The sequence below is a fragment of the Streptomyces sp. NPDC127177 genome, from assembly GCF_042672475.1.
Taxonomy (GTDB): domain Bacteria; phylum Actinomycetota; class Actinomycetes; order Streptomycetales; family Streptomycetaceae; genus Streptomyces.
The window spans coordinates 51,123-72,745 of sequence record NZ_JBHXUW010000018.1; the positions used below are offsets into that span (position 1 = coordinate 51,123).

General features: G+C 71.4%; 19 protein-coding genes. 4 read left to right on the forward strand and 15 right to left on the reverse strand.

Annotation, left to right across the window (positions count from 1 at the left end; all coding sequences use genetic code 11):
* Positions 1 to 51: 51 nt before the first annotated feature.
* From ACFVJX_RS13840 to ACFVJX_RS13855, 4 genes are all read right to left on the reverse strand, one after another.
* Positions 52 to 1,821, reverse strand: a complete 1,770-nt coding sequence (locus ACFVJX_RS13840) for a CotH kinase family protein (protein ID WP_384130203.1) — start codon at positions 1,819 to 1,821, stop codon at positions 52 to 54.
* The gene (locus tag ACFVJX_RS13845; protein ID WP_384130206.1) at positions 1,821 to 2,498 is read right to left on the reverse strand and encodes a DUF4956 domain-containing protein; all 678 of its coding nucleotides are present in this window, start codon (positions 2,496 to 2,498) and stop codon (positions 1,821 to 1,823) included. Before ACFVJX_RS13845 ends, ACFVJX_RS13840 begins: the two co-directional genes overlap by 1 nt.
* Positions 2,495 to 3,400, reverse strand: a complete 906-nt coding sequence (locus ACFVJX_RS13850; protein ID WP_384130361.1) for a polyphosphate polymerase domain-containing protein — start codon at positions 3,398 to 3,400, stop codon at positions 2,495 to 2,497. The genes ACFVJX_RS13845 and ACFVJX_RS13850 overlap by 4 nt, the downstream gene beginning before the upstream one ends.
* Positions 3,401 to 3,563: 163 nt before the next feature.
* Positions 3,564 to 4,721, reverse strand: coding sequence for a winged helix DNA-binding domain-containing protein (locus ACFVJX_RS13855; RefSeq protein WP_384130209.1), 1,158 nt, complete (start codon positions 4,719 to 4,721; stop codon positions 3,564 to 3,566).
* Positions 4,722 to 4,852: 131 nt separating this feature from the next.
* Between ACFVJX_RS13855 and ACFVJX_RS13860 the strand changes: the two genes are divergently transcribed.
* Positions 4,853 to 5,734 (forward strand): DMT family transporter, encoded by an 882-nt coding sequence (locus tag ACFVJX_RS13860; RefSeq protein WP_384130211.1) that lies wholly within the window; start codon positions 4,853 to 4,855, stop codon positions 5,732 to 5,734.
* Between the two features lie 65 nt (positions 5,735 to 5,799).
* On the opposite strand, the gene ACFVJX_RS13865 is transcribed toward ACFVJX_RS13860, so the two are convergent.
* The 3 genes from ACFVJX_RS13865 to ACFVJX_RS13875 all read right to left on the reverse strand — a co-directional run bounded on the left by ACFVJX_RS13865 (position 5,800) and on the right by ACFVJX_RS13875 (position 8,031).
* Positions 5,800 to 6,384, reverse strand: a complete 585-nt coding sequence (locus ACFVJX_RS13865; protein ID WP_384130214.1) for a TerD family protein — start codon at positions 6,382 to 6,384, stop codon at positions 5,800 to 5,802.
* A 101-nt stretch (positions 6,385 to 6,485) separates the two neighbouring features.
* Positions 6,486 to 7,745, reverse strand: a complete 1,260-nt coding sequence (locus tag ACFVJX_RS13870) for a CaiB/BaiF CoA transferase family protein (protein ID WP_384130217.1) — start codon at positions 7,743 to 7,745, stop codon at positions 6,486 to 6,488.
* 55 nt (positions 7,746 to 7,800) lie between these two features.
* The gene (locus ACFVJX_RS13875) at positions 7,801 to 8,031 is read right to left on the reverse strand and encodes a DUF6296 family protein (protein ID WP_384130220.1); all 231 of its coding nucleotides are present in this window, start codon (positions 8,029 to 8,031) and stop codon (positions 7,801 to 7,803) included.
* Positions 8,032 to 8,299: 268 nt separating this feature from the next.
* Between ACFVJX_RS13875 and ACFVJX_RS13880 the strand changes: the two genes are divergently transcribed.
* From ACFVJX_RS13880 to ACFVJX_RS13890, 3 genes are all read left to right on the forward strand, one after another.
* Positions 8,300 to 8,758 (forward strand): DUF5709 domain-containing protein, encoded by a 459-nt coding sequence (locus ACFVJX_RS13880; protein ID WP_384130223.1) that lies wholly within the window; start codon positions 8,300 to 8,302, stop codon positions 8,756 to 8,758.
* A 129-nt stretch (positions 8,759 to 8,887) separates the two neighbouring features.
* A complete protein-coding gene (locus ACFVJX_RS13885) occupies positions 8,888 to 9,730 on the forward strand; it encodes an alpha/beta fold hydrolase (protein WP_384130225.1) in 843 nt (280 codons plus the stop codon).
* A gap of 130 nt (positions 9,731 to 9,860) precedes the next feature.
* Entirely contained in the window at positions 9,861 to 10,226 is a 366-nt protein-coding gene (locus ACFVJX_RS13890; protein ID WP_384130228.1) for a nuclear transport factor 2 family protein, read from the forward strand.
* On the opposite strand, the gene ACFVJX_RS13895 is transcribed toward ACFVJX_RS13890, so the two are convergent.
* The 8 genes from ACFVJX_RS13895 to ACFVJX_RS13930 form a co-directional block, all read right to left on the reverse strand.
* The gene (locus ACFVJX_RS13895; RefSeq protein WP_384130231.1) at positions 10,227 to 11,270 is read right to left on the reverse strand and encodes an aldo/keto reductase; all 1,044 of its coding nucleotides are present in this window, start codon (positions 11,268 to 11,270) and stop codon (positions 10,227 to 10,229) included.
* A complete protein-coding gene (locus ACFVJX_RS13900; protein WP_384130233.1) occupies positions 11,267 to 15,088 on the reverse strand; it encodes an ABC transporter ATP-binding protein in 3,822 nt (1,273 codons plus the stop codon). Before ACFVJX_RS13900 ends, ACFVJX_RS13895 begins: the two co-directional genes overlap by 4 nt.
* Positions 15,085 to 16,470, reverse strand: a complete 1,386-nt coding sequence (locus tag ACFVJX_RS13905) for an LLM class flavin-dependent oxidoreductase (RefSeq protein ID WP_384130236.1) — start codon at positions 16,468 to 16,470, stop codon at positions 15,085 to 15,087. Before ACFVJX_RS13905 ends, ACFVJX_RS13900 begins: the two co-directional genes overlap by 4 nt.
* Positions 16,454 to 17,257, reverse strand: a complete 804-nt coding sequence (locus ACFVJX_RS13910) for an ABC transporter ATP-binding protein (protein ID WP_384130239.1) — start codon at positions 17,255 to 17,257, stop codon at positions 16,454 to 16,456. The genes ACFVJX_RS13905 and ACFVJX_RS13910 overlap by 17 nt, the downstream gene beginning before the upstream one ends.
* The gene (locus ACFVJX_RS13915; RefSeq protein WP_384130243.1) at positions 17,233 to 18,135 is read right to left on the reverse strand and encodes an ABC transporter permease; all 903 of its coding nucleotides are present in this window, start codon (positions 18,133 to 18,135) and stop codon (positions 17,233 to 17,235) included. The genes ACFVJX_RS13910 and ACFVJX_RS13915 overlap by 25 nt, the downstream gene beginning before the upstream one ends.
* The gene (locus ACFVJX_RS13920; protein ID WP_384130246.1) at positions 18,132 to 19,199 is read right to left on the reverse strand and encodes an ABC transporter substrate-binding protein; all 1,068 of its coding nucleotides are present in this window, start codon (positions 19,197 to 19,199) and stop codon (positions 18,132 to 18,134) included. The genes ACFVJX_RS13915 and ACFVJX_RS13920 overlap by 4 nt, the downstream gene beginning before the upstream one ends.
* 37 nt (positions 19,200 to 19,236) lie before the next feature.
* Positions 19,237 to 19,758 (reverse strand): flavin reductase family protein, encoded by a 522-nt coding sequence (locus ACFVJX_RS13925; protein WP_384130250.1) that lies wholly within the window; start codon positions 19,756 to 19,758, stop codon positions 19,237 to 19,239.
* Between the two features lie 357 nt (positions 19,759 to 20,115).
* On the reverse strand, positions 20,116 to 21,438 hold the full coding sequence (locus ACFVJX_RS13930) for an ROK family protein (protein WP_384130253.1): 1,323 nt from the start codon (positions 21,436 to 21,438) through the stop codon (positions 20,116 to 20,118).
* Positions 21,439 to 21,623 lie beyond the last annotated feature (185 nt).

Consider the following 21,623-nt stretch of genomic DNA (forward strand, 5'->3'; position numbering starts at 1 on the left):
ACGACCGGCGCCCCTGGCCGGATCACCCGATCCGGTCAGGGGCGCCGGTCGTCAGCCGGATACCTCCGTGTTCTTCGCCAGTGCCCCGGTGCGCGCGGTGACGGTCGTGCGCAGCGCGGCCACGGCCTTCTTCAGCTCCGCCGCGTCGACACCGGCCCGCCCGGCCTGGCCGGAGATGTCATCCAGCGCCTTGAGCGCCGCGCCGGAGGCGAAGAGCTCCTTGTACAGCTTCCTGTACGCCTTCTTGTACACGGGATCCAGGGCGTCGAGCTCCAGGAAGCGGTCCTTCAGCTCGTGGCCGCTCATGCCGCCGCCCCTGGCCTTGTCACCGCCCTCGGCGTCCCCGTCCGGGCCTTCGCCCGCGGCGCCGCCGGGGAAGCCGCCCTGCGGTCCGCCCTCGCCGGCGCCGCCCTGCGCGCCCTGGGGTGCCCCTGCGGGAGCAGCGGGCGTATCGCCCTGGCCCTGTGCGGCTCCGCCCCCGGCCGTCTCGTCATCGTCCTGGGCGCCGGCGGCCGCGCCTCCGGGACGGCCGCCGCCCATGGACATCGAGTCGTCCGGTCCGGCCGCGGTGTCCCCGCTGAAGGTCAGGTTGTAGTCCCATCCGAGAACGGAGAACCTCTTCGTGTCCAGGTCGTACCGGAGCAGGTAGTTCTTGCCGGGGCCCGCCATGTCGTCGAAGTTCATCAGCAGGTTCTGCGCGGCGACGTACTCCGCGAAGGACTCGATGTCGACGTGCTTGCCGAGGTCGGCCGCGAACTCCTTGTCCGAGGCCTTGTCCACCCACTTGATGAGCTTCATGACGGGTTCGAGGTCCTGGCTGCCGACCTTGTTGAGCTGTCGGAAGGACGACTCGTAGTCGGAGGGGTCGTCGCCCCGGTAGGCGAAGGAGCCGCCCGCCCTGGCCTTGTACAGGATCCCGTTGCCCTCGACGGCCTCGGCGTACTCGGTGTCGGGGTTCTCGACCATGAGCCTGGTGACCGCAGGACCGTTGTTGACGGCGACGGTGGTGAAGCCGTACCGCTCGGCCGTGGCCCCGCTCTCGGCCGTCATCGACAGTGCCAGGGCCTCGTTCAGCGGCACCTGCGCGTCGGCTCCCGGGCGCAGCGAGATCTCCCGCTCGCCCTGGTAGGCGCGGCCCTCGACGTATTCGTCGATCTTGATGAGCAGGGGGAGCTCCTCCGGTCTGTCGGCGGAGAGGTTGTACTGCGTCATCCCTCCCCCGCCGCCGCCCGCGCCGCCCGCGGCCTTGTCAGCGGCACCCGCGCCGTCCGTGGCCTCGTCACCGGCACCGCCGGCGGCACCCGCGGTGCCTGCACCGTCGGGACCGGCGCCGTTCCCGGCCTGGCCTCCCGGCTGTCGCGGGGCGTCCTGTCCCGCTCCGCCCGCCATCCGGCCGCCACCGGCTCCGCCTCGCCTGCCGCTCAGCGACGACAGGGTGGAGTTGCCCTTCAGCCGGATCCCCACGTCCTTGAGGAAGACGCCGTCGATGGTGAGGTCTGCCTCGATGGGGTCCTTCGTCCCGTCGTCCTTGAACTCCTTCATCATCTTCTTGAAGTCGGTCTGGTTGTACTGGAGTTGGATGGAGTGCTTGACCGTGGTGTCGTACAGGCCGACGGTGCCCCGCACATTCTCGGTGATCGTGTCGGCCTCCACCCGGGACGAGGAGGTGACGTACGGCGAGATGCGGGCGTCCCCGAAGGCGTAGACGAGCAGGGCCAGTCCCAGGCACAGCGCTCCGGCCGGTTTCCAGTGGTGCCGCAGCCGCACCGGGACGCGGTCCCTCAGCCGCGGCCCGCGCACCGGCGTCTTGCCGCCGCTCATCACAGGTCGGTCGTGTCGTAACCGGTCAGCACCGTCACCCGCTGCCCGGACGTGCGCTCCTGGAGGGCGGTGACGAGGTCGCCGGGTTCGGTGCCCTTCTTCATCCGCACGGTGTAGAACACCTCGTTCAGGGCTCCGCCGCGGATCGTCTCCGTACTCACCAGCTCGAACTCGCTGGTGTACTTGATCAGCACGTCACGGATGCCGGGGGTGTAGTCCTCACCCGCGGGGACCTGGACCTTGACGACCTGCCGCTGGACGTTCAGCGCGAACCAGTTGAACTTGAACATCACGAGGATCACGACGCAGATCACCACGGCGCCGACGGCGGCCAGGGTGTAGAAGCGGGCGCCGCAGGCCATTCCTATCGCCATCGCGAGGAAGATGAAGCCGACGTCCCTCGTCTCCTTCACCGCGTTCCTGAACCGGACCACGGACAACGCGCCGACCAGGGAGAACGCCCGTGCCAGGTTCGAACCGACCACCAGCATGATCAACGCGACGATCATGCCGACGATGACCAGCGTCTGGACGTAGGACTGGCTGTAGGAGACGTTGCGGTGCGTGTACCGGTAGGTGTAACCGATCACCGTGCTCAGGACGAACGACAGCGCCATGGCGACGACCACGTCCGTGACGCTGAACGTCCCGCTGAGTTCCTGCAGATCGAAGTTCACTGTGCTCCTGCTTTCACCGGCGCGTACTGCGCCTCCGGCTGCCCGAACGGCGGTCCGGTGTGGGGGGTGGCCGGCGGGCGGTCCGCCTCGTCGACGTGGAAGACGGACCTGGGTGCCAGGCCGAACGCCTCGATGGACTGCACGTACTTGCTGATCCGCACCAGGTTCAGGTTCCGGCGCGCGGCCAGGTCGGTGATCCAGTGCGGTGTGCGCTCGTTGACCTTGATCTCCATCACCGTCATGTGGGGCGGGATGGTGAAGCGGTTCTCCGGCGTGGCGGTACCGAAGTGGAAGTCACGGTCCCGGCCCCGGATCCGCCGGTCGAAGGTGACGCGGAGTCCGGTGTCCGACGCTCGGCCGACCAGCGCCTCGCGCTGGTATCCGGTGATCGCGGTGGGGCGTAGGTTCAGCCGGATGACGAGGTCCAGGACCTCGTGGACGAAAGCGCGCTCGCCGGGCGAGTGCTCGACCATCTCCCGTCCGTCGCACAGCCGTTTGGCGGTGGCGTACGGAAGCGTGATCCGCCGCTTCTGCGTCACCCGGTTCACCCGCTGCTTGATCTCGACGCACACCGGCGACTCATCGGTGACCCCGTCGAGATCGCCGTAGTGCCGGATCCGCAGCTTGCGCCGGAACTTCAGGCCCTCGATCTTCTCCCAGTAGAACCGCAGCTCGGGGCTGTCGTAGTACAGGCTCCAGACCCCGTATCCGCCCACCGGACTGTTCAGGTCCTGGTCCATCCGCTCGCCGAGCTCCTCACGGATCTCGGCGGCGCGGTCCACGGGCACGAGGTACTTCAGCTCGAACCGGTTGAACGAGTGCAGCCTGCTGGCGACATGCAGCGGCCGACCGTCCTCCTGGACCGGGGCCTCGTCGTCCCCGGACGCGCGGGACGCAGCCATGTCGGGTCGCGACACCATGCCCCCTCCTTCGTCGTATGTGCCGGACCGGCCGGCCGGAGACACGTAACCAAGGGCTCATGAGGAAGCGGTGAGAAATCCGAGTTGATTGCCGGAGAATTCCTGGTGACCCGAAGGTGAACACCAGGTGGCCCCCGGCCTCCGCTCACCCGTCGAAATCGATGAACGAGTCGAACCTGACGTCGTATCCGCTGCCGTCCGTGGCCGCCTCCGTCATCACCGCGAGCAGCGCCACGGCCTCTTCCGTGACGGCCTCGCGCCCGGCCGCGCCGAGCGGCCGCATCTCCTGCACGGTGACGGTCGTCGGCGCACCGCCACGGCCTGCGTCCAGTCGCCAGATCGCCGCGAAGAACCCGTCGAACAGCAGGCTCCCGTAGTTCTGGTTGCCCACCCCGTTGCGCCCCTTGAACTCCGGAGGGATGACGCGGGTACGGTCCGCGTGGCCGAGCAGTACGTTGTCGAACTCGGGCAGGAAGCGCGGCGGGGCTGGGGTGTCCTCGTCGGGGCGCGGGGCGTCGGGCAGATCGAAGAGCTCGACGCCGTTCTCGTCCCGGAAGGTGACGAGCCCCGGGCGGAGCCGGTCGAAGACCTCCCGCAGCCGGGTCAGCCCGGCCCATGCCTGCATGTCCCGCACCGACGCGGGGCCGAAGGCGCCGAGGTAGCGCAGCACGGTGGCGTCGGGTGCGGGCACCGGCTCGGCGGGCCGGTCGAGCCACCGCTCGGCGGTGGTCAGGGCGACCTGGGCGCTCTTCCCCCACACTCCGCGCGGGGTCACCTGGACCAGCGGCAGCACACAGCGGGCGGCGGTGCTCAGGGCCTGCGGGTCGGCGTCGGGCCACTCGGCGAGCAGCCTCTCGCGGATCTCCTTCGGGGTGCGGGGCGTCTGTTCGACGTACACCCTGCTGATGTCCCGGAGCCGGTCCAGGTCCACGCCGACGAGCCGCTTCCGGAAGATCCCGAGCTCACGGTCCCGGGCCTCCTGGACGAGGGGACGCAGGGTCAGTGCGTCGTCGGCGGTGTGGGTGTGGATGGTGGAGCGCAGGGTGACGATGCGGACGGCCTCGCGCGACTCCATCAGTGCGGCGAGCTCGGCCGGGTCGAAGCCCTCCAGCCGGGCCAGGAGCTGGTAGTACGGCGGCTTGGTGTTCTGCGCCTGGAGGCCGAGGAGGTGTCCGATCGCGTCCTTGGCCGGCATCGACGCGCGGCGGAGCAGCAGTTGGCGTTCCAGGGTCGCGCGTCCCAGGGCCCGGGGCGAGAGCACCGCGGGGGCGGCGACGGCGGAGGTCTTCTTCTTCACGGCCATGGGCGGCACGCTACGCGGCCATCAGGTCGGGTCCTGTCCTGATCGCGGAAGCTGTCGGGGCCTCGGCGCGCCGCCATGCCGCCGTACGGCCGGACCCGGTTCCTGGCGTCGTCCGCCCGCATCATGGACCGGTGATCAGCGTCCTCTTCGCCGTCCTGACCGCGGTCAGCAACGGATCCGCATCCGTTTTCCAGCGCCGCGCCGCCCTCAACGTCCCCGACAGGGTCGCGATGCGGGCGTCGCTGATCGGCCATCTGCTGCGCCAGAAGGTGTGGCTCGCGGGCATCGGCCTGGTGATCGTCGCGGCCGTCTGCCAGGCCATCGCGCTGGCCACCGGGCCGATCGCGGTGGTCCAGCCGATCTTCGTCATCGAGCTGCCGGCGACGCTGCTGGTGGCGGGATACGTGATGCGGGTGCGGCTGCCGCGCAACGTCTGGCTGGGGGCGGCGGCGGTGACGGCCGGTCTGGCCCTCGGGATGGCCTCGGCCGCGCCGGGCGGCGGCAGTGACACGGTGCGCGGGGCCGCCTGGGTTCCGGCGCTGATCCTGACCGGTCTCTTCGAGGCGGCCCTGATCGCCGGGGCGCGGGCCACCCGCGGCAATCCCCGGGCCGCGCTGCTCGGTCTGGCCGCGGCTTGCGGATACGCGCTCACCGCCGCCCTGATGAAGGACGCCATGGCACGGCTGAGCGACGGCGACGGGGTGGTGGTGCTCCTCGAGTCCTGGCAGCTCTACGCCACGGCGGCGGCGGGCGTCGGCGCGCTGTTCCTCCTCCAGAACGCCCTCCAGGCCGGGACCCTGGTCGCGGTCCAGCCATGTCTGACCCTGGGTGACGCCCTGATCAGCGTCCTGTACGGGGTGACGCTGTTCGGCGAGCACCTGCGCACCGGCTGGTGGCTGCTCCCCGAACTGCTGGCCCTGGGCCTGATCACCGCGGGCTGTGTCGAACTGGCGCGGTCACCGCTGGCATCCGGGAACGCGACGGCCCCGGCCCGCACACGCCGCGTGGACTGAACCACCGCGTGTGCGGGCCGGGGCCGGTCGTTGCGGGAACACTCCCCCTGGCGGCCGTCCGCCGGTTACTTGCTCACGGCGAACCGCATCAGGGCCTGCTCGGTGCCCTGCTTGATCTTCCCCGTCTCGTTGATCACCTGAAGCTTCCAGCTCCCGCCGACCCGCATCGCCTTGGCCACGGCGCAGCCGTTGTCGTTGCTGAGCAGGCTCGGCCAGATGTCGGCGACCTGCTGGCTGCTGCCGCCCGTCGCGTCGTACACCTTGAAGCTGATGTTGCGCGCGTTCTGGAAGGAGCTGCCCTTCTTGTACGCGGCGGCGATGAAGACGATGGACGTGATGTTCTGCGGCACCCGGGCGAAGTCGACGGTCACCGTCTCGTCGTCACCGTCGCCCTTACCGGTCTGGTTGTCACCGCTGTGCACCAGCGAGCCGTTGCCCAGCGGGTCCAGGGAGTCGAGGCCGGCCAGCCGGACCGGGTCCCCGCCCTGCATCGCGATGGCGATCAGGTCGAGGTCGGTGCCCTTCTTCTGACGCAGCTTCCCCATCAGCCCGCCACTGCTGCCGACAGTGGGGTCCCAGGACACCCCGATGGACAGGTGGGTCACCCCGTCCAGATCCGCCGGGCCGTCTTCCTTGTTCAACGTGATCATGCGTGATCCTCTTCGTGGCGAGATTCCTACAGCTTGAGTGTGCCTGGTGTCTCCCGCATCCAGCCCACCAGGGGCAAAATTTCGACCAAGTGTTTGACGCCTCAGGCCGGATTGTCCTGCGTCGGCACGATGTCAGCGGACATGGGCACGTGATACGGGTCCGCGGTGTCCACGACGCCCAGGGTGCGGAGGCGCTCGATGTCCGAGCGGCTGCGGCCGAGGCCGGCGAGGATCTGCGCGGTGTGCATGCCCGCCGCCGGGACCGGGCCCATGCGCGGGCCGACCCCGCCGAGGTCCACCGGCGGCAGGAGCGCCTGTACGGGAACGTGGGTGCCGGGTACGGAGATCTCGCGCCAGCGGTCGCGCTCGCTGAGTGCCGGATGGCCGATGAACTCCTCGACCGAGTTCACCCCGGCGTTGGCGATGCCCGCCCGGTCCAGGAGGTCCATGGCGTCCGCGGCGGTGAGCCCCGCGAACCGTGCGGCGACGATCGCGTTGAGCTCCTCGCGGTGGCCGACCCGGTCCGGGCCGGTGGCGAACCGGGGGTCGTCGACGAGTCCGGGCCGCCCGAGCACGGTGGCGCACAGCGCCGCCCACTCGCGTTCGTTCTGGATGGACAGCATCACGTCCTTGCCGTCGGCGGCCGTGAACGGGCCGTACGGGGCGATCGTGGCGTGCTGTGCGCCGATCCGCGGCGGCTGTGTGCCGCCGTAGCGCGTGTAGTACGCGGGCTGGCTCATCCACTCGGCGAGCGCGTCGAAGAGGGAGACCTCGACGGTCCGGGCACGGCCGGTGGTGGCCCGGGCGAACAGGGCGGACAGGATGCCGCTGTAGGCGTACATCCCGCCGGCGATGTCGGCGACGGAGATGCCCGAGCGCGCGGGCTCGTCGGGCGAGCCGGTGATGGAGAGCAGCCCGGTCTGGCACTGGATCAGCAGGTCGTACGCCTTGCGCGAGGACCACGAGCCGCTCGTGCCGTAGCCGCTGACCGTGCAGGTGATGAGGGAGGGGTGACGGGCCTGGAGGGCGGCGGCGCCCAGGCCCATCCGGTCCGCCGCGCCCGGGGCGAGGTTCTGCACGAACACATCGGCCCCGGCGATGAGTTCGTCGAGGATCTCGCGGCCCTCCGGGGCCTTGAGGTCCAGCGTGAGGGACTCCTTGGAGCGGTTGAGCCAGACGAAATAGCTGGCCTGGCCGTGCACGGTGGTGTCGTAGCGGCGGGCGAAGTCACCGCCGCCCGGGCGCTCGACCTTGATGACGCGGGCGCCGAGGTCGGCCAGCTGACGGGTGGCGAAGGGGGCCGCGACGGCCTGTTCCAGGCTGACGACGGTGATACCGGCGAGCGGAAGCGGTTCGGTCATGCGCATATCCTCCCGGGGCGTACCTCCCGGGAGGCAGGGCGTGCCGCGGCACGCCTCAGGCGGCCGGTTCGCGCACCACCATCGGGCTCCCGAGGTGCTGGTGCCCGCCGCTGGCGAGCATGCGCACCTCTTGGCGTTCACTGATCTCGGCGCGGACGATCCCGGTCTCGTCCTCGTAGACCGGATATCCCCCCGCCCCGGACTGTGCCGTCCGCCGGACGATCACCGCGTCGTCCTCCACGGCGGACGTCTGAAACACCAGCTGATAGCGCTCGGGGTAATCCATGACGAGTTCTCCAGACGGCCTCTCCTGGCCGACCGCCACGACGGGCTCCCCGGCGGGGGCCGTGCGGTCCGGCCTTCGCCCTCCATGGTCGCGCACACCGGCCGTCCCCGCCCCCGCACCCGGCGCACGCTGCGGGGGCGGGCCACGGCTGCCTATCCTTAAGGGGTGGTACGGGATGTCCCAAGGCATTCGGGCCGGTATGCCCCCTTGTCCCCGCGTCGTACGGCAGGCATGGCCGGGATCCCCGACAGTGTGAAGGGAAAGCGTCATGGAAGATGCCGACCGGGGCGACGACGTCTATCAGCCCCAGCAGCCGGAGGCCTCCGACCCCGTCGAGCAGCTGGACACGCAGGACACGCTCGAAGCCCGGGACAGGGACCTCACCGACGTCCTGGACGAGGGGTACTCGCCGCCCGAGCGGCCATGGGCCGTGGAGGACCGGGGCACCACAGCGTCCGAGCAGGTCAGCGGGGAGACGCTGGACGGCCGGCTGGCCCGGGAGCTGCCCGAGCCCACCGATCCGCCCGGCGACGACGTGGGCGACGTGGCGGACGGGGACGGCGAGCCGTGGGACACGGAGGTCGGGACCGCGCGCGCCGGGCGGCTCACCCGGGAGCTGGACCTCGACGAGCCGGACACCATGGCCGGCGAGGACGTCGGGGTCGACGGGGCGGCGGCGTCCGCCGAGGAAGCGGCCATGCACGTGATCGCGGACGGCCGGCCCTGAGGGCCGTCCCGTAGTCCCTGGCGGGCGCACGACGCCAGGGACTACGGGACAGCCCTCGGCCGTCGCCCGTACCGGAGCGTCACCGCCGCGGCCGTCGGTCGCGGCGCCACAGGAACACGGGAGAACCACATGCCGTACATCACCGTCGGCCGGGAGAACTCCGCCGACATCGAGCTGTACTACGAGGACCACGGCGAGGGCAGGCCCGTCGTCCTCATCCACGGATTCCCGCTGAACGGCGCCTCGTGGGAGAAGCAGCTGCCCGTCCTCCTCGGGGCCGGGTACCGCGTCATCACGTACGACCGGCGCGGCTTCGGCCGGTCCGACCGGCCCATCAGCGGTTACGACTACGACACCTTCGCCGCGGACCTGAACACCGTCGTCGAGACGCTCGACCTCCAGGACGCGGTACTGGTCGGATTCTCCATGGGGACCGGTGAGGTCACCCGGTACCTCGGCAACCACGGCTCGCGGCGCGTCTCCCTGGCGGCGCTGGTGGCGCCCGTGCCACCGTTCCTGCTGAAGACGGACGACAACCCCGAAGGCGTCGACCAGGGTGTCTTCGACGGGATCATGAGTGCCATCGTGGCGGACCGGCCCGCCTATCTGACCGAATTCCTCGACGCGTTCAACAACACCGATGTGCTGGGTTCCACCAGGATCAGCGAACAGGCGCTGCGCGCCCAGTGGACGGTCGCGGCGGGCGCGGCGGCCCATGCCACGCTCGCGTGCGTACCGACGTGGCTGACGGACTTCCGCGACGATCTGCCGAAGAACGACGTCCCGACGCTGATCGTGCAGGGCGACGAGGACCGCATCCTGCCCATCGACTCCACCGGCCGCAGGCTGCCCGACCTCATCCGCGACAGCCGCCTCGTGGAGATCGCGGGCGGCCCGCACAACATCGGCTGGACGCACGCCGAGGAGCTGAACACGGTGCTCCTCGGATTCCTGGACGAGCACCGGCGCTGACCTGCCCGCTCCCGCGCCGGCCCTTACCCGGGAGGTAATCGACGCCTTCCGGCGCGTCGGACATCGTGTTCCTCATGAGCACAGCGCTCCCGGCCCACCCGGGCCGGGAGCCCTATGAGAGGAACGCACGATGACCGCTTACGACGACGCCGTCCAGCGCTACTTCGCCGCCTGGAACGCCGCCACACCCGAGGAGCTGGAGAAGGCCGTCGCCGCGGCGTTCACCGAGGACGCCACCTACACCGACCCGCTGGCCGACGTCCGGGGCCACGAGGAGCTGGCGGCCGCGATCAGCGGCGCGCAGGCCCAGTTCCCCGGGTTCGTGTTCCGGCCCGCCGGGGCGGTGGACGGGCACCACGCACTGGTGCGCTTCGGCTGGGACCTGGTGGCGGCCGACGGCTCGGCGCCCGTCGCCGGTTCGGACGTGATCACCCTTGCCGACGACGGACGGATCAGCTCGGTGAGCGGCTTCCTGGACCGGGTGCCCTCCGCCTGATCACGCCGTCGGGTGCGAACGGCGGCGCAGGGCCGGGTCGGTGAGCTGCGGCGGGTGGTAACCGGCGTCCCGGCTCGAGAGGTTGGCGCCCGGCGGGACGATCTTGTCGATCCGGTCCAGGACGTCCTGGCTCAGCCGCACCCGGTCCGCGCCGAGCTGGCTCGTCAGCTGCTCGAAGGTCCGCGGTCCGATGATCGCGGAGGTGACCGCGGGGTGCTCCAGCACGAAGGCCAGGGCGAGCTGGACGAGGGTGAGACCGGCCTCGTCGGCCAGTTGGGCGAGCGCCTCGGCCGCGTCGAGCTTGGCGGTGTTCTCGGCCGACGCGATGTCGAACCGCTCGGCCTGCCGGTCGGCGCGGCTGGAGACCGGCTGGTCCGCTCCCTTGCGGTAGCGCCCGGAGAGCCAGCCGCCGGCCAGCGGGCTCCAGGACAGGACGGCCAGTCCGTACCGCTGGGCGGTCGGCAGCACCTCGCGCTCGATACCGCGGGCGAGCAGCGAGTACGGCGGCTGCTCGGCGACGACGCGTTCCCGGCCGCGCCGCTCCGCGGTCCACTGGCCCTCGACGATGGCGGACGGTTCGAAGGTGGACGTGCCGATGTAGCGGATCTTGCCCTGGTGGACCAGGTCGGAGAGGGCGCCGAGGGTCTCGTCGAAGTCGGTGCCGGGCTCCGGGCGGTGCACCTGGTAGAGGTCGATCCAGTCGGTGCCGAGCCGTCGCAGGCTGTTCTCCACCTCCCGGATGATCCAGCGGCGTGAGTTGCCCTGCTCGTTGGGGTCGCTGCCGAGGCTGCCGTGGAATTTGGTGGCGAGCACGACGTCGTCCCGGCGGCCACCGGCCAGCGCCTTGCCGACGATGGTCTCGGACTCACCGGCGGAGTAGACGTCGGCGGTGTCGACGAAGTTGATGCCGGAGTCCAGGGCGTGGTGGATGATCCGGATGCTGTCGGCGTGGTCCGTGTTGCCCCGGGCACCGAACATCATGGTGCCCAGGCACAGCGGGCTGACCTTGACGCCCGTGCGGCCGAAATCGCGGTACTGCGTCATCCTGCGTTCTCCTTGACGAGTTCACTGACTTGTAGGTGGTCGACCGGCGCTGCGTGGCCGGTCTCCCGGAAGGCGTCCCACAGCCGCCGGTACGGGCCGTGGGCCGCGAGCAGTTCGGTGTGGGTGCCGGTCTCGACGACGGCTCCCGCGTCGAGCACCACCACCCGGTCGGCCCGGACCGCCGTGGTCAGCCGGTGAGCGACGACGACGGTCGTACGGCGGCGGGACAGCACCTCGGTCGCCGCGGCCACCCGGCGTTCGGTGGCCAGGTCCAGGGAGGCGGTGGCCTCGTCGAGCAGCAGGACGTCGGGGTCGACGAGTTCGGCGCGGGCCAGGGCCAGGAGCTGGCGTTGCCCGGCGGAGAGGTTGCGTCCCCGCTCCCCCACCTGCTGGAGGTAGCCGTGCCGGAGCCCGGCCACCATGTCGTGCGCGCCGACCGCGCGGGCCGCGGCCTCCACCTCGGCGTCGGTGGCGTCCGGGCGTCCGTAGGCGATGGCGTCGCGGACCGTGCCGCTGAACAGGTGGGCCTCCTGCGGGACCACGCCGAGTCTGCGGCGGAATCCGGGCAGGTCGAGCTCGCGCAGATCGTGCCCGTCCACCCGGACGGCCCCGGAGGAGGGATCGTAGAACCGGGCGAGGAGCTTCACCACGGTCGATTTGCCGGCTCCCGTGGCACCGACCAGGGCCACGGTCTCGCCCGGCGCGATCCGCAGGGAGACTCCGTGCAGGACCTTCTGGCCGCCGCCGCCCGCGTATCCGAAGGAGACCGAGTCGAATTCGACCTCGCCGCGCAGTGCGGGGACCGGCCGGGCGTCCTCGGCCGGCGGGGTGCCGGTGGGGGTGCGCATCAGGCCGCGGAGCCGGCCGAGGCCCACGACCGCCTGCTGGTAGCCGTCGAAGACCTGGGAGAGCTGCTGGATCGGCGAGAAGAACAACTCGACGTAGAGGAGGAACGCGATGAGCGTCCCGGCGCTCAGCTCGCCCGATCGGACCTGTCCCGCACCGACGGTGAGCACGGCGGCGGACGAGAGCGTGCCGAGGAACTCGACGAACGGGAAGAAGGTGCCCATGTAGCGCTGGGCCCGCAGCCTGGAGTCCCGGAAGGACCAGGCCAGCACCGCGAAGTCGGTGGCGTTGCGGCGTTCGCGGCGGAAGGCCTGGGTGACCCGGATCGCCGTGACGTTCTCCTGGAGGCAGGCGTTCACGGCGCTGATGCGTTCCCGTGCCTCGCGGTAGGCGGGCACCGAGTAGTGGCGGAACACGGCGGTGGCCACGATCAGCAGCGGCAGCGCGGCGAGCAGCACCAGAGCCAGTTCGGCGTCTATCACCAGGAGACTGACCAGGACTCCGATGACCGTCAGCAGGGACACCACGGCGGTGATCAGGCCGGTCTGCAGGAAGTTCGACAGGGCGTCGACGTCGGTGGTCATCCGGGTCATGATCCGGCCGCCGAGTTCGCGTTCGTAGTAGTCGAGACCGAGCCGCTGGAGCTGGGCGAAGGTCTTCACGCGCAGGGTGTAGAGGAGGCGTTCGCCGGTGCGGCCGGTGGTGCGGACCTGGGCCACGCCGATCAGCCAGTTCGCGGCCACCACGAGGGCGGCGGCCGTCGCGGCGGCGAGCAGTACGTGACCGGCGTGGTGGGCCACCCCCTGGTCGACGCCGTGCCGGACGAGGACCGGCACGGTGATCTGTGCCCCGGCGTCGAGCGCCACCAGCAGCAGACCCAGCAGCAGCGGCAGCCGGAAGGGCCGCAGCAGGGCGGTGAGGCCGAAGTCGGCCTCGGCGGCGACGGCCTGGCCGGTGGGCACCTCGGGGTCGGCGGCGGGCAGCGGGATCCTGGCCAGTGCGGCGATGAGTTCGGGGCTCGGCGGAGCGGAGCCGAGCACCCCGCCGCCGGGGCCCGCACGTCCGGGTCCGGAGGTGGCGGCCGCCTCGGCCAGCGCCCGGGCCGCGCGGACGGCGCTCCCCTCCCCCTCCTCGTGGCCCTCGCCCTCGGCGCGGAGCCACAGGTGCGGGGTGGGGCAGCCGGCCGGTGCGGCGGGGACGGTGGGCGCGCCGGGGTCTTCGTCCGTCGAGAGGAGTTCCCGGAACAGGGCCGATCTGGCTCGCAGTTCGTCCGGTGTCCCGGTGTCCGTGATCCGTCCGCCGTCCAGGACCGCGACGCGGTCGGCGAGTTCAAGCGTCGATCCCCGGTGGGCGACGATCAAGGTGGTGCGGCGGCGGTCGTCCTGGCGCAGCCGGTGGTGGATCTCCGCCTCCACCCGGGCGTCGATGGCCGAGGTCGCGTCGTCCAGGACGAGCACGGCCGGGTCGCCGATCAGGGCACGGGCCAGGGCCATGCGCTGGCGCTGGCCGCCGGAGAGGGTGAGGCCCTGGTCACCGACCACGGTGTCGTATCCCTGGGGGAGCCGTTCGATGAACTCGTCGGCGCGGGCGATCCGGGCCGCCGCGCGGATCCGTTCGTCGGTGGCGTCCGGCACTCCGTAGGCGATGTTGGCGCGCACGGTGTCGGAGAGCAGCAGGCTCTCCTCGAAGACGTAACCGATCCTGGAGCGCAGGGAGTCCAGGGTGAGGTCGCGGACGTCGACGCCGCCCACCCGTACCGCTCCGGACGGCACGTCGTAGAACCGGGGCAGCAGGGCGGCGGCGGTGGACTTGCCGGAGCCCGCCGGTCCGATCAGGGCGAGGGTCTCACCGGGCCGGATGTCGAGGGTGAAGCCGTCCAGGAGCGGTTCGGCGTCCCCGTAGCCGAAGGTGACGTCCTGCCAGGCGACGGCGGGCGGCTCGTCGGGGAGTTCGCGGGCACCGGGTGAGTCGGTGATCACCGGGGTCTCGTCCACGACCTCCAGGACCCGTTCGGCGCCGGCCCGTGCCTGCTGCCAGACCGTGAGGAGGGTCGCCACCTGACGGACCGGGGTGACGAAGGAGCCGAGGTAGGTGGTGAAGGCGAGGAAGGTGCCCAGTGTGATCCGGCCGTTCAGGGCCATCCAGCCGCCGAGGGCGAGCACGGCGACCTGGCCGAGGGCGGGGACGGCCTGGAGAGCGGGGTTGTAGCGGCTGGTGAAGCGGACGACCCGCAGCCGGGAGGCGAACAGGTGGCGGGCGCGCGCCTCGAGTCCGGCGAGTTCTCGCTGCTCCTGGCCGAAGCCCTTCACCACCCGGACGCCGGTGACGGTCGCCTCGACGGTGGAGGCCACCTCGGCGGCCTCCTGCTGGGCGTGCCAGTTGGCGGGGAAGAGGTCGCGGCGGCTGCGAAGCGCGATCAGCCACAGCAGCGGGCCGACGACCAGTGCCACGACGGTCAGCAGCGGTGACAGGACCGCCATGAAGACCAGCGAGAAGAGGAACATCAGCGCGTTGCCGGTGAGGTTGGGCAGGAACTGCAGCAGTGTCTGGATGAGGGTGATGTCGGAGATGGACCGGCTCACCACCTGTCCGGTGCGCAGATCGTCCTGCTGGGCGCCGCCGAGCCTGAGCAGGGCGGCGAACGCGTCGTTGCGCAGGTCGTACTGGACCCCGAGGGAGAGCCGGCCCGAGCGGTAGCGGCGGGTGAAGCTCGCGCCGAAGCGGACGGCGCCGAGTGCGGCGAGGAGCACCGTCCAGGGGGCGAGCGAGGCGGTGGTGCCGGCGGCCACCCCGTCCACCACGTGCCGGAGCACGAGGGGCAGCGTGGCGGTGGCGACGGCGGCGAGCACGGCGGCGCCGAAGGCGAGGAGCAGGTCGGTGCGGTGCCGCAGGCAGTAGCCCAGCAGCCGCCGTGCCCAGCCGGGCGGCGGCTGCCGGTGCGTACCGGTTTCCGGGTTCGGACAGTCCGTCACCGGGCCTCCGCCAGACCGATGCCGAAGTGGCCCTCGCTGCGGTCGACTTCCTCGAAGAGCCGGTTGGCGGGCCGCGGCAGTCCGTAGTGTCCGCGCAGGGTGCGGGCGGTGTACTCGGTCCGGAACAGGCCGCGTTCCTGGAGGATCGGCACCACCCGGTCGACGAAGACCCCCAGTCCGGAGGGCAGGACGGCGGGCATGATGTTGAAGCCGTCGGCGGCCCCGCTGTCGTACCAGTGCTCGATGGTGTCGGCGACCTGCTCGGCCGTACCGGCGAAGGTGCGGTGGCCGCGTCCGCCGCCGAGCCGGGCGATGAGCCGGCGCACGGTCAGCTTCTCGCGTCTGGCCAGCTCCACGATGAGTGTGTAGCGGCTCTTGGCGCCCTCGATCTCGTCCTCGGTGGGGATGTCCTCGGGGAGTTCGGCGTCCAGGTCCAGGTCGTCCGGGGCGATCTTGAGTCGCTGGGCGAGCTGCCGCTTGGCGTACTCGGGGACGATGAGGCTCTCCAGCTCGGCGTCGAGCGCCAGTGCCTCGGCCTCGGTGTCGCCGATGACGGGCACGATGCCGGGAAGGATCTTGATGCCGTCCGGGTTGCGGCCGATGGCCTCGGCGCGCCGCTTCACGTCCTTGTAGAAGGCGATGCCTTCCTCCAGGGTCTGCTGGGCGGTGAACACCGCCTCCGCGTACCGGGCCGCGAAGTCCTTGCCGTCCTCGCTCGACCCGGCCTGTACGAGCAAGGGATACCCCTGCGGCGGACGTTGTACGTTCAGCGGCCCGTCGACGCGGAAGAACTCGCCGCTGTGCCCGACCTTCCGCACCCGCTCCGCCCGTGCGTGGACGCCGCGCTCCTTGTCTCCGATCACGGCGTCGTCAGCCCAGCTGTCCCAGAGCTTGGTGGACACCTCGACGAACTCACCGGCGCGCCGGTACCGGTCGTGGTGCAGCGGGGTGTCGTCGAGGCCGAAGTTGCGGGCCGCGTCGGCGCCCGCGGTGGTGACGATGTTCCAGCCGGCCCGGCCGCCCGAGACGTGGTCCAGCGAGGCGAACCGGCGGGCCAGGTTGTAGGGCTCGTTGTAGCTGGTCGACGCGGTGGCGATGAGCCCGATGTGCCGGGTGGCCCCGGCGAGCGCGGTCAGCAGGACGGTGGGCTCCAGCTTGGCGGCGGGCCGCCGGCCGGGGTCGCCCATCAGGACGGGGCTGTCGGCGAGGAAGAGCGAGTCCAGCCGGCCGCGTTCGGCGATCCGGGCGAGGTTCTTGTAGTGCTCGATGTCGGAGTTGGCCTCGGCGGGGCTCTCCGGCAGCCGCCAGGAGGCCTCGTGGTGGCCGGTGGACATGAGGAAGGCGTTGAGGTGCAGCTGCTTGCGTTCAGGCGTGCGGGACATGGGGTTCCTTCACATCGGTACGGGTCTGGGGCTGGGCGACACCGAGAGCGGTGAGCAGGGTGTCGCGGTACTCCTGGAACCGGGCGTCGCGGCGGGAGCGCGGGGTGGGCAGGTCGACGGTGAGGTCCACGGAGATCCGGCCCTCCTCCAGGACGAGCACCCGGTCCGCCAGTTCCACGGCCTCGTCCACGTCATGGGTGACCAGCAGCACGGCCGGGCGGTGGCGCTCGTACAGTTCGCGCAGCAGACCGTGCATCTTGATCCGGGTCAGCGCGTCCAGCGCGCCGAACGGTTCGTCGGCCAGGAGGAGTTCGGGTTCACGGACCAGGGCGCGGGCCAGCGCGGCGCGCTGCTGCTCGCCGCCGGACAGCTCGTGCGGCCAGGAGCGGTCTCGGCCCTCCAGCCCGACCTCGGCCAGGGCGGTGAGGCCGCGTTCGCGGGCCCCGGGGCCACGCAGCCCGAGGACGACGTTGTCGATCACCCGGAGCCAGGGCAGCAGCCGGGAGTCCTGGAAGGAGAGCGACACCCGGTCGGGGACGGTGAGTTCACCGGATCCCTCGACGGTGTGGTCGAGTCGCGCGACGGCCCGCAGCAGGGTGGACTTGCCCGAACCGCTGCGGCCTAGCAGCGCGGTGAACTCCCCCCGTGCGATGGTGAGATCGAGCTCCTTGAGGACGTCCCGGTCGCCGAACCGGCGGACCAGCGACCGGGTGCGTACCGCGGGAACCTCCACGGCCGTGCCGGCCCCGGTGCGGGTGCCGGTCAGCCCGCCAGCGTGCGTCGCCATGACAGGACCTTCCTCTCGACGGCGCGTACTGCCGCGTCGGACGCGAAGCCGAAGATCCCGTAGGCCACCAGGCCCACGATGATCACGTCGCTCTGGGCGTACTGCTGGGCCTGGAACATCATGTAGCCGATGCCGCTGGTGGCGTTGATCTGCTCGACGACGATCAGCCCGAGCCAGGACGCGGTGACGCCGAGGCGCAGGCCGACGAAGAAGCCGGGCAGCGAGCCGGGGACGACGACCTTGCGGACGAACTGCGCGCGGCTCAGGTCGAGTCCCTCGGCGAGTTCGACGTAGCGGCTGTCGATGCCGGTCAGCGAGGCGTACGTGTTGATGTACATGTTCACCGCGACGCCGAGCGCGATCACGGTGACCTTCATCTGCTCGCCGATGCCGAGCCAGAGGATCAGTAGCGGGAGCATGGCCAGGGAGGGGATGGCGCGCTTGATCTGGAGCGGGCCGTCCAGGAGGTATTCACCGGTGCGGCTGAGTCCGGCCGCGACGGCGAGCACGACGCCCGCTGTCACTCCGAAGAACAGCCCGAGCCCCGCGCGTTGCAGGGAGATGAGGACGTTGTCCTGGAGCCGGCCGCTGGAGATGAGGTCGGACGCGGTGGAGAGCACCGTGCCGGGACCGGACAGGATGCGGGGGTCGAGATAGCCGATGGCGGAGGCGAACCACCAGAGGGCGATGACCAGCACCGGTCCGATCAGCCGCCCGAAGGGGATGGCGCGGCCGGGCCCCAGCCTCCTGCGGGTGGCGCGGGGGGTCGCGGGCCCGGGTGCGGACGCGGTGGCAGCCGGCGGCTTCCCGGTCTCCCCGGGCGCGGCGGCCGTGTTCACCCGGCCTGCCGTGCGGGCGTTCGTCAGCAGTTCGGTCATGACGTCTCCCGGTAGCGGGCCGGTACGGCCTTGGCCGCCAGCCCCTCGAAGCGGCGGTCGAACAGCGCGGCGACGTCCTGCTCCGGCACGAAGCCGCCGTCGGCCATCAGGTCGGCGGTCTCCTGCTCCCAGGCGATGGCCTTGTCCCAGCTCACCGGGAACTGCGGTTTGTGGAGGGAGGCGACGATGCGCTTGCCGTCCTGCCTGGACACGCCCTGGTCCTTGACGTAGTAGGTGTCGATCCACTCGTCGCTGTTCTCCCAGGCCCAGGCGAGGCCGCGGGCCCACACCGGGACGAAGGAGCGGACGGCGGCGGCCTTGGCCCTGTCGTTCAGCACCTCGTTGGGCGCCCACAGGACCGAGAGCAGGTCCACGACGTCGGTCTTCACGCCGCGTACTCCGTCCTTCCCGTACTGGGTCAGGTACTTGGTGAGCGTCGGCTCGCCCAGCGGGGCCACGTCGACCTGCTTGGACTGCAGGGCGGTGAGGAACTGGGTACTGGGCAGCGCGACCAGTTCGACGTCCTTGTTGGCGATGCCCGCCTTCTTCAGCGCGCGCAGTACGACGACCCCCTGCGCCTGTCCCTGCGAGAAGCCGATCTTCTTGCCGAGGAAATCGGCCGCGGACCTGATGTCAGACCCGGGCGCGGTCGCGAAGACGTAACTGGGGTTGTTGCGCACCTGAACCGCGACGATCTTCGCGCCGACGCCGATCGCCTCGGCCTGGATCGGCGGAATTCCGGCGTTGACCGCGAGATCGATGGAATGCGCCCGGAATCCCTGGATGATATCGGGGCCCGCGCTCAGATTGGGCCACTGGGAAACGGTGAAGGGGAGATCCTTCTGCAATCCTGCGGGACCAAGCTGGAGTTTGGTCGAGCGGACGGCTATGGAGAGTTTCGTACCGGGCGGCGGGGCTCCCGAGGGAAGTCTTCCGGCGGGCTCGGCGCTCGCCGCCGTCTTCGCCTGGGGCGAGCAGGCGGCGAGTGTACCGATGACCGTCGCACCGGTGAGTGCGAGAAACGACCTGCGGCCGACGGTCCGGTAGGCGTCGTGGCGTGGCATGGTGAATTCCTGATCTGTGGTCGGCGGGAGCGGGCGCTCAGAGGGAGTGGTAGGCGCCGTCGTGGAAGAGCAGCGGGCTGCGTCGCTCGTCGAGCCGCACGTCCACCACTCGGGCGATGACGATGCGGTGGTCACCGGCCGGGACGAGCTGTTCGATCTCCAGCCGGAGCCGGCCGGCCACCCCGTCGAGCGCCGGCTCCCCCTCCGGCAGGCGGTGCCAGCGGGTGGGGGCGGCGAACCGGTCGATGCCGCTGGTGGCGAAGGTGGTGGCCAGATCGCGCTGTTCGGCGCCGAGGAAGTTCACGACGGCCGTGCGGGCCCGCTCGATGTGCGGCCAGGACGAGGTCGTGGTGCCGATGCCGAACGACACCAGCGGCGGGTCCAGCGAGAGCGAGCTGAGCGAGGTCGCGGTGAAGCCTATGGGGCCCTGGCCCGCGTCGGCGGTGACGACGACGACCCCGGCGGGGTAGCGGCGGAACGCCTGCTTGAAACGGCCCGGGTCGATTCCGGGTGCGGCGGCCTCGGCCGTCGCGGGGTATGAGGACACAGTGACGGTCAACGTCTCTCCCGTGATGGGAAGTCGGAAAGGGGCAGGGAATTGCGGTGAGTCCACGAAAAGGGCATGCCGGACAGGGCGAGGCGCGCGGCGGCGCGGATCTTTCGCCGAATGCAACTGGTGCCGGCCGAATGCGGCAGGTGTTAACGGAGGCCCGGACAGGGGCGACGACACAGGAGCCGGACGGAAACGAGAGCCGTCACGGACCGGCGGAAGGCGCACGTCACGGAGGACGCACTCCCTGAATTCCGCTGCCGACTGGTCATGAATCCATCATCCCGTCCGGATTCGCACCCGGTCAACAATGCAACTTCCTGAATTAAGTCGGGTACGGGACGGGCCGCCGAATATGATGTGACGTCAGGAGACGGCGGGCAGCGCGGGCCACGGGCCGAGCGGATCCGTGTACAGCGCACCGAGCGCCACCGCTCCCCCGGCCGTGGCCAGCACGGACCCGGTGAAGCTGCTCGGCACCACGGCCCGCTCCGGGTCCTCGCAGACCCAGGACCGCTCCGCCACCTCCGCCCGCAGATCGGCCAGACACGCCGGGATCCGCCCTGTCCCCGGCTCGACGACGACGAGCACCTCGGGATCGAACATGTCCAGCAACAGGGCCGCGGCCCTGCCCACCAGCCGCGCCCGGCGGCGGAACAGCGCCACGGCCCGCGGATCGGCGGCCAGCGCCCGGTCCAGCAGTTCCCGGAACGATCCGACGACCAGCCCCTGGGCGGCCGCGCGCCGCACCATGGCACGCTCGGACACCTCCGACTGCAGACAGCCGGTCCGCCCGCAGGAGCAGGGCTCGGCACCGCCCGCCCCGTCCGGGCCGTCCGTGGCCCCGACGTCGCCCTCACCGCCGGAGGAGACCGCGCCCCCGGAGCCCGTGCCCCCCGTGCCGAGCGGCAGATGGGCCACGCTGCCCGCCCCCGAGCGCGGGCCCCGGTGCATGGCGCCGTCGGTGGCGAAGGCCGCGTCCACGACCGCGCCGACGAAGAGCAGGACCGTGCTGGTCCGGGTCGACTCCTCACCGAACAGCTGCTCCGCCCGCGCCAGCGCCCGGGAGTGGCTGTCCACATGGACCGGCAGCCCGGTCGCGGCACCGAGGATGTCGCGCGCCGGGACGTCGCGCCAGCCGAGCTGCGGGTGTTCCACGATCACGCCGGCCACCGGGTCGACCCGGTGGCCGGTGGCGAGACCCAGCGCGAGCACCGTGCGGCCGCCCGCGTGCGCGGCGGTCAACCGGGGCAGCCGGGCGGCTAGTTGGGCGAGCATCCGGTGCGGGTCCCTGGTGCGGTGGGGCTGTCTGTCCTCGGCCACGATCCGGCCGCGCAGATCCATCAGGGACACGGTGGAGTGCGCCACCGCGATGTGCGCCCCGGCCACCAGGTAGCTGCCGGTGTCGATCTCGACCGGGATGTGCGGCCGGCCGAGGCCCCGGGGGCCGGAGGTCTCCGCACTCTCCCGGACCAGCCCGCGGGCCAGCAGTTGACCCACGTGGCCGGTGACCGAGGCGGGCGAGAGGCCGGTGAGCCGGGCCACGGTGGACCGGGCGACCGGCCCGTGGTCGAGGATCGCCCCGAAGACGGAACCGGTGCCCGCCGCGCGGCGGGCGGGCGCGGTCGCGGTTATGTCGGAGCGGCGCAGCGGATCGGTGCGACGGCCGGGCGCAGACAGACTCTTCACAGTGTCTTCCAGGTCCTCGATGGCAGCGGGTGACGCGGTGCGTGCTCCGGTACGGAGCTCGGGCAGGCCGCCGCAGCACGGGGGCCCGGGTGGCGCTGCTTCTGCGGTGGAGAGTCACCCTGCGGGGGCCGGTGCGGTGGTACGGGGACGGTAGGTGGCCCCTGCTGCCGGGTCGCGCGGGCGTG

Coding starts and splice junctions, on each gene's coding strand:
- ACFVJX_RS13840 (WP_384130203.1), bottom strand. CDS start 1,821: ATGAGCGGCGGCAAGACGCCGGTGCGCGGGCCGCGGCTGAGGGACCGC.
- ACFVJX_RS13850 (WP_384130361.1), bottom strand. CDS start 3,400: ATGGCTGCGTCCCGCGCGTCCGGGGACGACGAGGCCCCGGTCCAGGAG.
- ACFVJX_RS13855 (WP_384130209.1), bottom strand. CDS start 4,721: ATGGCCGTGAAGAAGAAGACCTCCGCCGTCGCCGCCCCCGCGGTGCTC.
- ACFVJX_RS13865 (WP_384130214.1), bottom strand. CDS start 6,384: ATGATCACGTTGAACAAGGAAGACGGCCCGGCGGATCTGGACGGGGTG.
- ACFVJX_RS13870 (WP_384130217.1), bottom strand. CDS start 7,745: ATGACCGAACCGCTTCCGCTCGCCGGTATCACCGTCGTCAGCCTGGAA.
- ACFVJX_RS13875 (WP_384130220.1), bottom strand. CDS start 8,031: ATGGATTACCCCGAGCGCTATCAGCTGGTGTTTCAGACGTCCGCCGTG.
- ACFVJX_RS13880 (WP_384130223.1), top strand. CDS start 8,300: ATGGAAGATGCCGACCGGGGCGACGACGTCTATCAGCCCCAGCAGCCG.
- ACFVJX_RS13885 (WP_384130225.1), top strand. CDS start 8,888: ATGCCGTACATCACCGTCGGCCGGGAGAACTCCGCCGACATCGAGCTG.
- ACFVJX_RS13890 (WP_384130228.1), top strand. CDS start 9,861: ATGACCGCTTACGACGACGCCGTCCAGCGCTACTTCGCCGCCTGGAAC.
- ACFVJX_RS13895 (WP_384130231.1), bottom strand. CDS start 11,270: ATGACGCAGTACCGCGATTTCGGCCGCACGGGCGTCAAGGTCAGCCCG.
- ACFVJX_RS13905 (WP_384130236.1), bottom strand. CDS start 16,470: ATGTCCCGCACGCCTGAACGCAAGCAGCTGCACCTCAACGCCTTCCTC.
- ACFVJX_RS13910 (WP_384130239.1), bottom strand. CDS start 17,257: ATGGCGACGCACGCTGGCGGGCTGACCGGCACCCGCACCGGGGCCGGC.
- ACFVJX_RS13915 (WP_384130243.1), bottom strand. CDS start 18,135: ATGACCGAACTGCTGACGAACGCCCGCACGGCAGGCCGGGTGAACACG.
- ACFVJX_RS13920 (WP_384130246.1), bottom strand. CDS start 19,199: ATGCCACGCCACGACGCCTACCGGACCGTCGGCCGCAGGTCGTTTCTC.